A 12,854-nucleotide genomic window follows, 5' to 3' on the forward strand; every position below is an offset into this window, starting at 1 on the left:
TCAGCAAAGAAGAAGTGGCGAAAGATCTCCGGACCAAACCGCCTGCCCGAAGTCATTCAGGGGGTTGAGTTCAAGGACGGGATCAAGCAACTTAAAAACGCCGCCTGATGACAGACGTCACCAACTTTTGGGCATATCTCCGTTGCATAACAAGGTTCCTTTGTTGCCGTAGTAGCGGATAAATAAAGTATGGGGTATCGCGGGTTTGGGTCGGATGTTCCTGATGCGGAACACAACCTGAGACATGTCTTGAACAGACAGACATAGTGGTTTCTGAGGGCTTGCAATGTGTCGCTTAAAGGTAGCCCGGGTTTTCCATACAGCACATAATAGTGCTCAAAAATTCATTATTCGACTTAAAACAGAGAATTCAATTCAGGCGTGACCAGCTTAATTTGCCGAGCCACTATGTCAGTAACGGCGATCACTTTGGTCGGGGTTGTTTTGTACTATGGCATCATTTCTGACGCACCGCTGCCCGATCGGCGCTGGCTGCAGGGGAAGAATGATCTGGCTCTGCATGCGCTTGCCTTCTTTGCACTCAGCCTGCCAGTGCTGGCGCTTTGGCCACGCCTTATATCCGTAGTGCTCCTTACCGGGCTTGCTGGGGCCGTCGAGGTCGCACAGTTTTGGCTTCCGCGCCGAAATCCGGGACTGGACGATATCCTGGCGAGCCTGGCGGGGGTTGTTTTGGGAGCGGTCGTGCTTTGGATCGGGAGCAAAGCTTTGTGGAACGTCAGGACTGCGCGCGGCAATACTGGCGACGCGACATCGATTATACGAACGGTTGGGCAAAACGCGCCCCTTGAAGATGATTTAGATGCAAATCCTACTGAGCGTTAATGCGGCCTGGAATATCTGGAACTTCCGCCGTCCTGTGGTGGAGGCGCTGATCGCAGATGGCCATCGCGTCACTGTTTTGGCACCACGCGATGACAGCGTGACAAAGCTGGAAAACCTCGGATGTCGGTTCTTGCCTTTGGACATGAGCGTCAAGGGACTGAACCCACTTCAGGATCTGAAGCTGTTCCACAGGTTCAAGAGGATATTTCGAACAGAGCAACCAGATGTCATTTTGAGCTACACCATCAAGAACAACATCTTTGGCGCAATGGCGGCCAGCAAACTGAACATCCCCTTCATTCCAAATGTGACGGGTCTTGGCACAGCTTTCCTGTCAGGCGGCGTGCTGCAGAAAATTGCCGAAAGTCTCTATCGCAAGGCATTCTCCCCTCTGTCGACCATCTTTTTCCAAAATGAAGATGACCGCGGCCTTTTCATTGACCGGCGCCTGGTCACGCGTGACCAGGCCCAACTGCTGCCTGGATCGGGTATCGATCTCGAGCGCTTTGCGGCGACCGAATTCCCTGGCGAGAGTGAGGCGCCGATCTTTTTGATGATCGCCCGCCTTTTGCGCGACAAGGGTGTTTTGGAATTTGTCGAGGCTGCGCGACAGGTGAAGTCCACGCACCCTCGGGCACGTTTCCAACTTCTCGGTGCGGTTGATGCGGCCAATCGCACAGCCATTGATGCGGCGACTGTTCGATCCTGGCAGGAGGAAGGCGTCATCGAATATCTCGGCACGTCAGAAGATGTCAGACCTTATATTGCGGCGGCGCATTGCGTCGTCCTGCCGTCCTACCGGGAAGGCGCGCCGCGCACGCTCATTGAGGCGGCAGCGATGGCGCGACCGTTGATCGCAACCGATGTGCCCGGGTGTCGCACGGTCGTGGATAGAGATGTCACTGGGTATTTATGCGAGGTGCGCAATGCCAGTGATCTCGCTGAACGTATTGAGAGCTTTCTGACCCTGCCGCAAGCGGACAAAGCAGCAATGGGACAAGCAGGACGCGCAAAGATGGCAGCCGAATTTGATCAGTCCCTTGTCGTGAAGGCCTATCGGGACGTGATGGACGCGCAACGTCCGACACCAAACAATGAGCGGAATGCCAAGAGTGCATAGAGCCGCTCGGAAAGTAATTGATCAAGGAGTTTTGGTTTGAAGAAGATCCTCATTACAGGCACAGCCGGATTTATCGGCTTTCATCTCGCCAAGCTGCTTTTGGCGGAGGGTTTTGTCGTCCACGGCTATGACGGCATGACCGATTATTATGACGTCGCTCTGAAACAACGTCGCCATCAAATGCTTTTGCAAAATCCAAACTTCGCTGCAACCGAAGGTATGCTTGAGGATCAGGCATTGTTTGACAGCATTGCGGATGCGTTCGCGCCTGATGTGATTGTCCACCTCGCCGCTCAGGCGGGCGTCCGCTACAGCTTAGAGAACCCGCGCGCCTACCTCGACAGCAATGTGATTGGTACGTTTAACGTGATGGAGGCCGCGCGCCGCTTGGGCGTGCAACATCTTCTTATGGCATCGACCTCATCGGTTTACGGTGCCAACACTGAGATGCCGTTCATCGAGACCGAAAAAGCCGACACCCAGCTGACAATTTATGCCGCCACAAAAAAAGCCAACGAGAGCATGGGACACGCCTATGCCCATCTCTATGATTTGCCGACTACGATGTTCCGGTTTTTCACCGTCTATGGACCTTGGGGTCGTCCCGATCTCGCGCTCTACAAATTTGTCGATGCCATCCTCGATGGTCGCCCAATCGATATCTACAACCACGGCGACATGTACCGCGACTTTACTTACGTCGATGACCTTGTACGCGCGATCCGCCTGCTGATTGATGTAGCGCCTGTGCGGCCTGAAGATGGCGTCGTGCCCGAGGGCGACAACCTCTCACCCGTGGCCCCCTACCGTGTCGTGAATATCGGCAATTCCGACAAGGTGCGCCTGCTCGATTTCGTCGACGCAATCGAAGATTGCCTCGGTCAGAAGGCAGAGCGGAATTATATGGGCATGCAGACGGGCGACGTTCCTGCGACATGGGCGAATGCGGATTTGTTGAAAACACTCACTGGCTATCGACCGCAAACGGACTTCCGTGACGGCATTGCAAAGTTTGTGGATTGGTATCTGGAATACTCGGGAAAATGACCTCAGATATGCAGAAAATTGCAGTCATCGGCCTCGGCTATGTCGGTCTGCCGCTCGCTGTAGAGTTTGGCAAAATCCGCCCTGTGATTGGCTTTGATATAAACGCTGGTCGCATCAAAGCATTGCGCGAGGGCCACGACAGTACGCTTGAAGTGACAACGGATGAACTGCGGACAGCCGATCAACTGTCATTTAGCTCCAACCCTGCTGATCTGGCTGCAGCGACAATCTACATTGTCACCGTCCCTACTCCGATTGACGCGCACAAGCGCCCCGACCTGACACCGCTGATCAGGGCCTCCGAAACTCTGGGTAAAGTTCTGAAGCGCGGTGATATCGTGATTTATGAATCCACTGTCTATCCCGGTGCGACGGAAGAAGACTGCGTGCCGGTGTTGGAACGCGTCTCGGGCCTAACCTTCAACAAGGACTTCTTTGCAGGGTATTCTCCTGAGCGGATCAACCCAGGCGATAAAACCCACCGCCTGCCCGACATTCGCAAGGTGACGTCGGGTTCAACGCCAGAGGTGGCCGAAACGGTCGACCAGCTTTATTCCAGCATCATCACAGCAGGCACCTATAAGGCCGAGAGCATCCGCGTGGCTGAAGCAGCCAAGGTGATCGAAAATACGCAACGAGACCTCAATATCGCCCTGGTGAACGAGCTGGCGATTATCTTTAACAAGATGGGCATCGATACGGAGGCCGTGCTGAAGGCCGCAGGGACCAAGTGGAATTTCCTGCCCTTTCGGCCGGGACTCGTGGGCGGGCACTGTATTGGCGTGGACCCCTACTATCTGACCCACAAGGCTGAGGAGATTGGCTATCATCCGCAGGTAATCCTTGCAGGTCGGCGGATCAACGATGGCATGGGCGCGTATGTGGTCGGGCAAATGGTCAAGGCGATGCTCAAACGCCGGATCCAGATTGAAGGTGCCCGGGTATTGGTGCTGGGGTTGACCTTCAAGGAAAACTGCCCCGATTTGCGCAATACGCGGGTTGTGGATGTGGTGGCGGAATTACGCGATTACGGCGTGCACGTAGATGTGCATGACCCCTGGGTTGATCCGGCAGAGGCACAGCGCGAATACGGAATTGCATTGGTCACGACGCTAGAGCCCGAGGCATATGACGGTGTGATCCTGGCTGTGGCGCATGACAGCTATCTCGAGGCCGGAGCAGCTGCGCTGCGAGGGTACGGTCGCCCCGGTCACATATTCTGCGACTTGAAAAGCGTCTTTGCGCGCGATGAAAGTGATTTGCGGCTATGAGAGACGTGTCGTCGATCGCCCGGGTTGAAGGACCTAATTTGACACTGCGCCTGATACAGCCTGAGGACGCGGCCTATGTTCATGGTCTGCGAAGCAATCCCGTATACAATACCCACCTCTCCAAAGTGACCGGGACGGCCGATAGTCAGCGTAAGTGGATTGAAGATTACAAGGCTAGAGAGGATGCGCGGCAAGAGTTCTACTACGTGATCGAACGAAAAGATGGCACGCGGTGCGGGCTGGTCCGGCTTTACGATATCGAGGCGGAGAGCTTCACGTGGGGCAGCTGGATCCTAGACGAGAACAAGACGCGTAAGGCGGCGTTGGAAAGTGCAGTGCTATCGTTTGGTATCGGCTTCGAAAGCCTTGGTCTTGCAAGAGCACTGGTAGACGTTCGCATCGGGAACACACATGCAAAGGGCTTTTATCGTCGGCTCGGGATGTCAGAAATCAACCGAACAGATCAGGATGTATTCTTCGTCTACCCTCAAGAACGTTTCCAAGCAGATCGCGCGGATCACATGAAAATAATTGAAGAGGCGGAAGCCAAGTTATGACACAAGCCAGCAAAATCGCCTCCGATTGTGTAATCCCCTCATCTGCCGTCCTTAGTCCAGATATCACAATGGCTGACCGCGTCGTGCTTGCCGGAGAAGGCATCGTTATATGCTCTGGCGCGCGGCTGGATGCAGCCAGTGTTATTGGAGAGAACGTGACAGTTGGTCAAAGTGCTTGGGTCCGCGCTGGGGCAGTCGTTCTAAAATCGGTTCCTCCGAATGCAATCGTTGAGGGAAATCCCGCACAGGTCGTTGGCTATCGAAATACATCTGGATCCGAGAGCGCGGATCTTTCAGCTCCGCGGCATTTGGATATTCACCAGTTCATCGATACGCCTCGTCCGAGCCAGGTTCCTCTTGGAGTTGGCGACAGTGCGCTTTACCTGATGCGAAAAGTCACAGATGCGCGCGGGTCACTGACGGTAGGTGAGGTGCCAACAGAGGTGCCTTTTCTGCCAAAACGCTATTTCACTGTATTCGATGTACCGTCTGTTGAACTTCGGGGAGAGCATGCACACAAACAATGCCAGCAGTTCCTCATTTGCCTGCACGGTTCGTGTCGGGTTTTGCTGGATGATGGGGCACAACGCTGTGAGGTAACACTGGATCGCCCAGAAATGGGGGTTTTCATGCCAGAAATGATATGGGGAACACAATATCGGTATAGCCCCGATGCTGTACTGCTGGTCTTCGCATCCCGCCCCTACGAGGCTGAGGATTACCTTCGTACCTATGACGAATTCCTCGCCGAACTAGAGAGACGCAATACATGAGAATTCCCTTTCTTGATCTCGGCGCTGCTTACCGCGAGCTCAAACCCGAGATAGATGCTGCAGTCTCACGCGTTCTCGAGAGCGGCTGGTACATCCTTGGCCCCGAGGTGGAGGCATTCGAGTCCGAATGGGCTGCCTACTGTGAAGCTCGCCATGCGGTTGGACTGGCAAACGGTTTGGACGCGCTGACGCTGGCCCTGCGGGCGCTCGATATTGGGCCGGGCGACGAGGTGATCGTGCCCTCCAACACCTACATTGCCACCTGGCTCGCAGTCTCGGAAGTGGGGGCCACCCCGGTTCCGGTCGAACCTGACCAAACAACACACAACATCGACCCCGCGCGGATCGAAGCTGCGATTACATCACGAACCCGCGCGCTGTTGCCCGTGCACCTTTATGGCCAGCCCGCTGATTTGGACCCGATCCTTGACATCGCACAGCGTCACGGATTGCGGGTGATTGAGGATGCCGCACAGGCACATGGTGCGCGCTATAAGGGAGCACGGATTGGCGCCCATGGCGATATTGTGTGCTGGAGTTTTTATCCGGGTAAGAACCTCGGCGCGTTGGGGGATGCCGGTGCTATCACCACGAATGATGCAGCGTTGGCCGAACGCGTGGCGCTGTTGCGCAATTACGGCTCGAGGCAGAAATACGTGAACGAAGAGGCGGGTGTGAATTCACGTCTCGACCCAGTGCAAGCGGCAATCTTGCGGGTGAAGTTGGGGGTTCTGGATCAGTGGACTGAACGCCGCCGCGCAGTGGCCGCGGCCTATAACTTGGGTTTGGCAGAAAGCGGACTAATATTACCCCATGTCCCTGATTGGGCAGATCCAGCATGGCATCTCTACGTGGTGCGCACGTCTGATCGTGACGCGCTGCAGGGCCGCATGACAGAGGCTGGTATCGGCACACTCATTCACTACCCAATCCCACCCCATATGCAGCAAGCCTACGCCGGGCTAGGAATAGCACCCGATGCCCTGCCCTTGGCACACACTCTGGCAAGCGAGGTGCTCAGCTTGCCAATGGGACCGCATTTGGACAAAAACGCAAATAGATTTGCATGCCAATCAATATATCGCAACATATGAAACAAAAATTTCAATTGGCTATCTCGTTAAAGGCTATATTACATCGATTGATGGTAAAACACCGGATCAAAAAATATAAGGCTCTTATGGAAAATGGTATATGGAGAGTAAATAATAAATACTCATCGAGAGTAGGATCCAAGCATGGCGATTTCAAGAATTATTCACAAATTGTGGAACGTGAAAATTCATCCTACTCTAAGAGATTTAAAAAGATATTAGCGGCGGCCCTTGGCCTGAACCATATGTTTGTGACGGGAGGAAAAAAGGAAGAGAGCGCATCTGTCATATATTTATCCAGGACAAGTGAGCTGAAGTTTTTTGACTATCAAAAAAAGCGAGTACTAACAGAGACGAGCAATGAGGCGTGGAACCTCTATAAGGGCAAACTAAGCCTGCCTATCTTTGATTTTTTCCACCGACCAGATTCAAGCCTATATCACAACAGTGTCGGACTATTTCGTCAAGATCAGTTGGCGCAATCACCCGCATTGGGCATATTGCGAAAAGATGATCAAATCCAAGCAGTAAAGAGAATATTTGATATCTATAAGCACTACATTGAAGAGCAAAAAGAACCACCAAAACCAGAAATAATCCTACACTGCTTCCATGAAGTCGCGCAGTTACTGCCTCAGAACATTAGGAGTGTGTATCTGCGTCGCCAAAAGGAAGTTGAAGATCTTGCCAGGCGGTACTTTTTTGTGAAAGTCCATGGAGACTTTAACGTTGCGAATATTTTGGTCGATGAAGATATCTGGCTTCTTGACAATGATGACGTAGGGATGAGTGCTCCATGCATGTTTGATCTCTACAACCTAGGTTTGAATGAACTTTTTGAAAATCGGAGCACTCACATCCTAAGATCCATTGGTTCAGGTGAGCTAGCCGAGGCACTTCAGCAAGTCATTCCTGTTGCAGTGGAGAAGTCAAAGCCGACCGACTTAAGAGCTACGCTGTTTGTCAACTATTTCATGAGAGAGTCAGCACTTATTTCAGGTCACATTCTTGGCCGCGTTAGTTCCAATAGAGCAATTAGGAACTGGAACCTTTTCAATGACAGTTTTTCTTGGTGGATGGACCCGAGCCTGAAGTAACTAGGCAGCACACCCATTAATGGACTTCGTCCCTATAACTGGACAGTTTGATTATTGACCCTATGCGGCCATTTTCCAAGTCATATTGTTGAACGCCTGTTGCGGCGTTTGGTATCCGATCCCGGAATGGCGTCTCTGCCTGTTGTAGAAAACCTCGATGTATTCGAAGATTGCAGCCTTGGCCTGTGCGCGAGTTTTGAACCGCTGACGGTGAACCAACTCCTTTTTCAATGATGCAAAGAAGCTTTCCATGGGTGCATTGTCCAGGCACTCGCCCTTGCGGCTCATGGATTGCGTGAGCCCTGCCTTTTTGATCAGTTTGCGATATTCTGTGCCAGCGTATTGGCTGCCCCTGTCGGAGTGGTGGATCAGACCGGGAACAGGGCCTCTGCGGCCCAAGGCCATCGTCAGGGCATCACAGCAAAGCTCAGCCCGCATGTGGTCTTCCATCGCCCAACCAACGATTTCCCGCGTGGCCATGTCTTTCACACCTGCCAGATAGAGCCAGCCTTCATCCGTATCGATATAGGTGATATCGGCCAACCAAACCGTATTGGGAGTGAGGCAGTGGAACTCCTGCTCCAAGAGATTCGGCGACGGGCTCATCTTGTGATTGCTATCCGTTGTCACAGGCTTGCGTCGCTTGTTCAGGCGCGGGGATACCTTGTTTTCCCTCATGATCCGCGCCACCCGCCGCTCAGAGACGGTTTCGCCATCGGCCACCAAGTCTTGATGGATCCGCTTTGATCCGTAGCATTTCTTACTGGCTTTGAAAAAGGTCTTGATCTTGGGTAGCAGCTCCAAATCCTGGGCGTCTCGGGCTGCTTTGCGCTGATCCCTCACGGGTTGGCTGGCCAGAAAGCCATAAAACCAGCCTCGGGAAATCTTCAGAACTCTGCAAAGTGTAGAAACCGCATATCGAGCTTTGTGGGCAGTAACGAATGTGCGTTTGTTCGTCATGGTTTCACCGCCCGTGTCGCGAAAAAAGCGGATGCTTTGTGCAAAATCTCCACTTCCTCTGTCAGGCGTTTGTTCTCTTTGCGCAGTCGCGCCAGTTCCGCCGCATCAGCCTGCTGCCGACGCTTGGCTTCAGCTGAGCCAAACGCTTCAATCTCAAGCCGCCAGGTCTTCAGCTGCGTGCCGGTGATCCCAAGCTCCCGGGCAACTCCACCCTGTGTCGCGCCTGGCTCATAAAGCCGTTCAACCGCAGCGGCCTTATACTCGTCCGTGTAGTTCCGTCGATGTTGTCCCATTCGGTGCCCCTTTCATGGACAGGGGTAAAGTACCCCAGTGTCCGGAAACAGGGACGAAGTTCACGCCTTGCGTATGGCTTGATTGAGGACGCGTTTGCTCTGGCGGCTTGTTATGCCGAGGCGATCGGTCAGGTCCATTGCTTCAACGACGGCAACAAACGTACGGCACACCAATCCATGGACGTATGCCTCGATATCAACAGCGTTGCAATTGACTGGGCTGTGGAAGACGTCGCCGAGCGCATTATTCTTCTGGCGCAGGGCAAGCTGGAAGCAGAAGATCTTGCTCACTGGCTGAGGTCGATGGTTGGCCAGAAAACCTAATGACCCCGAGTATTGCCGCCCCGTGAATATCGATTTCGCAAGGTAAATTGCGGCCATTTTTTTGACTTCGAACGAGGTGCGGCCAAGAACCCCCGACTCAAAGGTAGATCTCCTACATTCCAAGCTTTGCTATTTGGTAATCCTTTGATGTTCCACGTTATCGAGACTTTGCCCCCTGACATCGAATTTTGAGCGCATGTTTTCGAGCGCGCTTTACGCCCAGACATTATGTTCTGCCATCTCCAGATACCGCCCCAGAATATTCACCGACTTCCAGCCACCCGCCCGCATGATGGCCGCCGTGTCATATCCGGCACAGAGCAGATCCTGTGCCGCGCCGACCCGGAGTGAATGCCCACTGAAGGCATCGGTATTCCCGGGGTCCAGCCATGCAGCCTATGGGAGTTGATCGCCAGCGGGCCACGTCGCCTACGACGCGGGTCGTCTTATACGGTTGTGACCACCAAAAAACCCCTTGTGACGTTTGACTTGGAACGCTTGCGTAACTTGCCGGATCGAGAGACGTTGGAACATTTTGGGTCGACAGAATATTGACTGGGTCTTCACCAAATGAACAAAGCGCAGGCCATCTATTGATCGAATGGCTGGCTTCCTAATAGACAAATAGCGGAACTTCTACTACACATATCGCGGACAGCCTTTCAGTGTGGCAGCCGACAGTGAGTTGAAGGAGATGGTAGGTCCATGACTGAGACAGAGGCATACCTGCAGAGACACCTTGTTGTCGAATTGGAAGAAGCCGTAGCTTCCGCGCGCGTGGTGAACCTGATTGGACCCAGACAGGTTGGCAAGACAACGCTTGTTAGGGATTTGTTCGGGCATGGCCGCTTTATCACGCTGGATGACGTAGCAGTCTTGTCAGCCATGGAGGCGGATCCAGAAGGACAGCTCGCCAGCCTGATGCAGGATCTGGGGCAGGCTCCGCTCATTATCGACGAGGCTCAACGGTCAAAAAAGTTGGCGCTTGCGATCAAGATGATAGTCGATACGGACCGACGTAAAGGCCAATTTGTACTCACCGGCTCCTCTAACATATTTACGACTACTGACGTAGCTGACTCGCTGGCAGGCAGGATGCGCACGCTGAAACTCTGGCCCTTGTCGGTGGCTGAAATCAAAAGTGGGCCAGTTAGCCAACTCGTGGACTGGGCGATGCAAAAAAATCCGAACCTCGGCCAGATATCTGATCCAGAACCACTCGCCCGCAGCGACTATATTAATCTGATTTTGGCCGGTGGGTTTCCCGAAACCAGAAAACTGCCCCTGCGATCACGGCAACGCGGATATCGTGATTACATTGATGCCGTGGTCGAGCGGGATGTGGCCGACATAACGCCAGTTCGAAAGCCGGATGCCTTGCGAATACTGATTGATCAGATGGCTGCGCGATCCGCACAGGAAACCAATACCTCTGAACTTGCCAAATTGACAAAGCTGCAACGCGTGACTGTCGATCAGTACCTTGATATCCTTGTCCGCCTTTCGATGCTCACAAAACTCGGAGCCTGGACATCAGGCGAAGGCAAACGTGAGATCAAACAACCCAAGTATCATTTCGTGGATTCCGGGATCGCCTGTGCGTTGCGTCGTTTCACCGACGCGACGTTTGCGATAGACAATACACCGCAAGCTTTGGGCGGGCTGTTGGAGAGTTTTGTTGCCGGCGAATTGCAGCGTGCTCTTCCTTTGCAGGATTCCGACTATCGGCTTTATCATTGGCGCAGCTCTGAACAGCGCGAGATTGATATTTTGATCGATGGGGGCAATCATCTGGTCAACGTCGAAGTGAAATCATCTGCTTCGGTAAACCATGACGATTTCAAGCATCTGAAATGGTTCTCAAAAGAAGGGCCTGGCCGGACTAAAGTTTGCACGGGTATAGTGTTCTATCTGGGTCAGAAAAAGCTCTCTTTTGGCGGTGGGAATTACGCGTTGCCGGTGAGCACTCTTTGGAGCCGAGTTACGCTTTAACCTTATAACGACAGTTAGGTGCGAACCCTGACACTGTATTTTGAGCGTGCTTCACGCACAGACATTATGCTCCGACATCTCCAGATACCGCCCCAGAATATTCACCGACTTCCAGCCTCCCGCTCGCATGATGGCTGCCACTTCATATCCGGCACAGAGCATATCCTGCGCCGCACCAACGCGAAGTGAATGCCTGCTAAAGGCATCAATATCCTCGGACCCGCGCCATGTCAGCCATTCTTCCACAGCGTCAGCGTTGCTCTTGGACGTGAATGCGACGCGCCCCTGCCCGAACGGGTCGGCCTTGCTGCGCCGGATGATGACCCGCATCGTTCCATCAGCCAAGGTTTCCAGATCATTGGTTGTCAATGCCACCAGTTCGGATCGGCGGGGCAGAAGCTCATAGCTTATCCCCTTTACTGCACATTACGCTGTCAAAAGAGGGGCACCAAACCGCGACAATACCAGAGTCTGGTGACTATATGCGTGATCTGATACGGCGTAATCAGGCTTGGGTCGAAGTGATTGCAACGCTTCAGAGCGCGATTAACGAAGGCGTGCAAAGCGGTGATCCGAGGCCAATGGATACGGCAAAGTTTCTGTTACGGATGCGGGGCCAACATGGCCGCTAAGTCTTGGACGATCCGCCCGAAGGCAGAACAGGATTTCTCGGACATCTGGCTTTATGGCGTCGAAATTTGGAGCGTCGGACTTGATAACTATTATCAAGCCTAGTATTCTCGAACCTACACGCTTTGGAGGGAACAATGATCAGCGCAGACCTTGGATCGCAACTAGAGGGCTTCGTCGCGAAACTTGTCGAGACTGGGCGCTATAATTCCAAGAGCGAAGTTCTGCGCGAGGGCATACGCCTGATTCAAGAGCGCGAGGCAAGACTCGCCGTACTTGACCACGCACTCGCCAAAGGGATTGAAGACGCAGAGGCAGGGCGCACCAACCCTACAGGCGATGTGTTCGCACGGCTTGAAGCCAAGTATGAGGCCATGGGTCGCGATGCAAAATGAGAGTAGAACTTACGGCTGCGGCAGAGGCTGATCTAGAAGCGATTGGCGACTACATCGCACAAGATAATCCGATCCGGGCCCTGAGCTTCGTGCGGGAGCTTTTCCGCAGCTGCACAGAACTGGCTGATATGCCCGAGGCATGGCCCATCGTCCCGCGTTATGAGAGCCACGGTGTTCGCCGCCGGGTCCATGGTCGGTATTTGATTTTCTTTCGCGTTAAAGCTGATCGAACCGTCGTCCTGCACGTGTTGAACGGGGCAATGGACATAGAGCCCATCCTGTTTCCCAACGGCTGAGGCATTGCTACCAAGACCCGGTATGTTTCACCGCCGGACTTTGGGGGAGATCCCGTTCGTCAGAGCCGGATCTCTTCGTCACGGGGCGTTGATGGTGTGGATACCCCCGCTCAGCGGCATCGCAATGTGCCAGAATGGTGAAGTATCACCAAGCAACGAGGA

At 53.5% G+C, this 12,854-nt stretch carries 16 protein-coding genes; 12 read left to right on the top strand and 4 right to left on the bottom strand.

The genetic code is table 11. The annotated features are described in order from the left end of the window. The first annotated feature begins 408 nt into the window (after positions 1-408). From LC354_RS22810 to LC354_RS22845, 8 genes are read left to right on the top strand one after another with little or no spacing between them, the layout of a single operon-like run. The gene (locus LC354_RS22810; RefSeq protein ID WP_223428207.1) at positions 409-843 is read left to right on the top strand and encodes a VanZ family protein; all 435 of its coding nucleotides are present in this window, start codon (positions 409-411) and stop codon (positions 841-843) included. Further along, entirely contained in the window at positions 821-1,963 is a 1,143-nt protein-coding gene (locus LC354_RS22815) for a glycosyltransferase family 4 protein (RefSeq protein WP_223428209.1), read from the top strand. Before LC354_RS22810 ends, LC354_RS22815 begins: the two co-directional genes overlap by 23 nt. Positions 1,964-1,999: 36 nt before the next feature. Further along, the gene (locus LC354_RS22820; RefSeq protein ID WP_223428211.1) at positions 2,000-3,010 is read left to right on the top strand and encodes an NAD-dependent epimerase/dehydratase family protein; all 1,011 of its coding nucleotides are present in this window, start codon (positions 2,000-2,002) and stop codon (positions 3,008-3,010) included. A gap of 8 nt (positions 3,011-3,018) precedes the next feature. Next, positions 3,019-4,281 (top strand): Vi polysaccharide biosynthesis UDP-N-acetylglucosamine C-6 dehydrogenase TviB, encoded by a 1,263-nt coding sequence (gene tviB, locus LC354_RS22825; protein ID WP_263289557.1) that lies wholly within the window; start codon positions 3,019-3,021, stop codon positions 4,279-4,281. A gap of 38 nt (positions 4,282-4,319) precedes the next feature. Next, positions 4,320-4,838, top strand: coding sequence for a GNAT family N-acetyltransferase (locus LC354_RS22830; protein ID WP_223428214.1), 519 nt, complete (start codon positions 4,320-4,322; stop codon positions 4,836-4,838). Continuing rightward, positions 4,835-5,611 (top strand): WxcM-like domain-containing protein, encoded by a 777-nt coding sequence (locus tag LC354_RS22835; protein WP_223428220.1) that lies wholly within the window; start codon positions 4,835-4,837, stop codon positions 5,609-5,611. The genes LC354_RS22830 and LC354_RS22835 overlap by 4 nt, the downstream gene beginning before the upstream one ends. Beyond that, positions 5,608-6,705, top strand: coding sequence for a DegT/DnrJ/EryC1/StrS family aminotransferase (locus tag LC354_RS22840; protein ID WP_223428221.1), 1,098 nt, complete (start codon positions 5,608-5,610; stop codon positions 6,703-6,705). Before LC354_RS22835 ends, LC354_RS22840 begins: the two co-directional genes overlap by 4 nt. Beyond that, positions 6,678-7,802, top strand: coding sequence for a hypothetical protein (locus tag LC354_RS22845; RefSeq protein ID WP_223428222.1), 1,125 nt, complete (start codon positions 6,678-6,680; stop codon positions 7,800-7,802). The genes LC354_RS22840 and LC354_RS22845 overlap by 28 nt, the downstream gene beginning before the upstream one ends. A gap of 60 nt (positions 7,803-7,862) precedes the next feature. On the opposite strand, the gene LC354_RS22850 is transcribed toward LC354_RS22845, so the two are convergent. Both LC354_RS22850 and LC354_RS22855 read right to left on the bottom strand, forming a co-directional pair. Continuing rightward, positions 7,863-8,762 carry an IS3 family transposase gene (locus LC354_RS22850; protein WP_223428223.1) on the bottom strand — a complete coding sequence of 300 codons (900 nt, stop codon included), beginning with the start codon at positions 8,760-8,762 and terminating at the stop codon, positions 7,863-7,865. Further along, positions 8,759-9,055, bottom strand: coding sequence for a transposase (locus LC354_RS22855; RefSeq protein ID WP_223428228.1), 297 nt, complete (start codon positions 9,053-9,055; stop codon positions 8,759-8,761). The genes LC354_RS22850 and LC354_RS22855 overlap by 4 nt, the downstream gene beginning before the upstream one ends. Here LC354_RS22855 and LC354_RS28115 point away from each other — a divergent pair. Next, complete coding sequence (locus LC354_RS28115; protein WP_223428231.1) at positions 9,044-9,379, top strand: type II toxin-antitoxin system death-on-curing family toxin; 336 nt, start codon at positions 9,044-9,046, stop codon at positions 9,377-9,379. The genes LC354_RS22855 and LC354_RS28115 overlap by 12 nt on opposite strands. A gap of 213 nt (positions 9,380-9,592) precedes the next feature. Here LC354_RS28115 and LC354_RS28120 read toward each other — a convergent pair whose 3' ends face one another. Continuing rightward, positions 9,593-9,766: a tyrosine-type recombinase/integrase gene (locus LC354_RS28120; RefSeq protein ID WP_223428247.1), complete on the bottom strand. Its 174-nt coding sequence runs from the start codon at positions 9,764-9,766 to the stop codon at positions 9,593-9,595. A gap of 318 nt (positions 9,767-10,084) precedes the next feature. On the opposite strand from LC354_RS28120, the gene LC354_RS22875 reads away from it, so the two are divergent. Continuing rightward, positions 10,085-11,371, top strand: a complete 1,287-nt coding sequence (locus LC354_RS22875) for an ATP-binding protein (protein ID WP_223428233.1) — start codon at positions 10,085-10,087, stop codon at positions 11,369-11,371. A gap of 51 nt (positions 11,372-11,422) precedes the next feature. Here LC354_RS22875 and LC354_RS22880 read toward each other — a convergent pair whose 3' ends face one another. After that, on the bottom strand, positions 11,423-11,746 hold the full coding sequence (locus tag LC354_RS22880) for a tyrosine-type recombinase/integrase (protein ID WP_223428239.1): 324 nt from the start codon (positions 11,744-11,746) through the stop codon (positions 11,423-11,425). Between the two features lie 392 nt (positions 11,747-12,138). Here LC354_RS22880 and LC354_RS22885 point away from each other — a divergent pair, with 392 nt between their 5' ends. Next, on the top strand, positions 12,139-12,396 hold the full coding sequence (locus tag LC354_RS22885; protein WP_223428241.1) for a type II toxin-antitoxin system ParD family antitoxin: 258 nt from the start codon (positions 12,139-12,141) through the stop codon (positions 12,394-12,396). Then, positions 12,393-12,692 carry a type II toxin-antitoxin system RelE/ParE family toxin gene (locus tag LC354_RS22890; protein ID WP_223428243.1) on the top strand — a complete coding sequence of 100 codons (300 nt, stop codon included), beginning with the start codon at positions 12,393-12,395 and terminating at the stop codon, positions 12,690-12,692. The genes LC354_RS22885 and LC354_RS22890 overlap by 4 nt, the downstream gene beginning before the upstream one ends. Positions 12,693-12,854: the final 162 nt, after the last annotated feature.

The organism is Tateyamaria pelophila (genome assembly GCF_019966495.1).
In the GTDB taxonomy this organism is placed as follows: domain Bacteria; phylum Pseudomonadota; class Alphaproteobacteria; order Rhodobacterales; family Rhodobacteraceae; genus Tateyamaria; species Tateyamaria pelophila.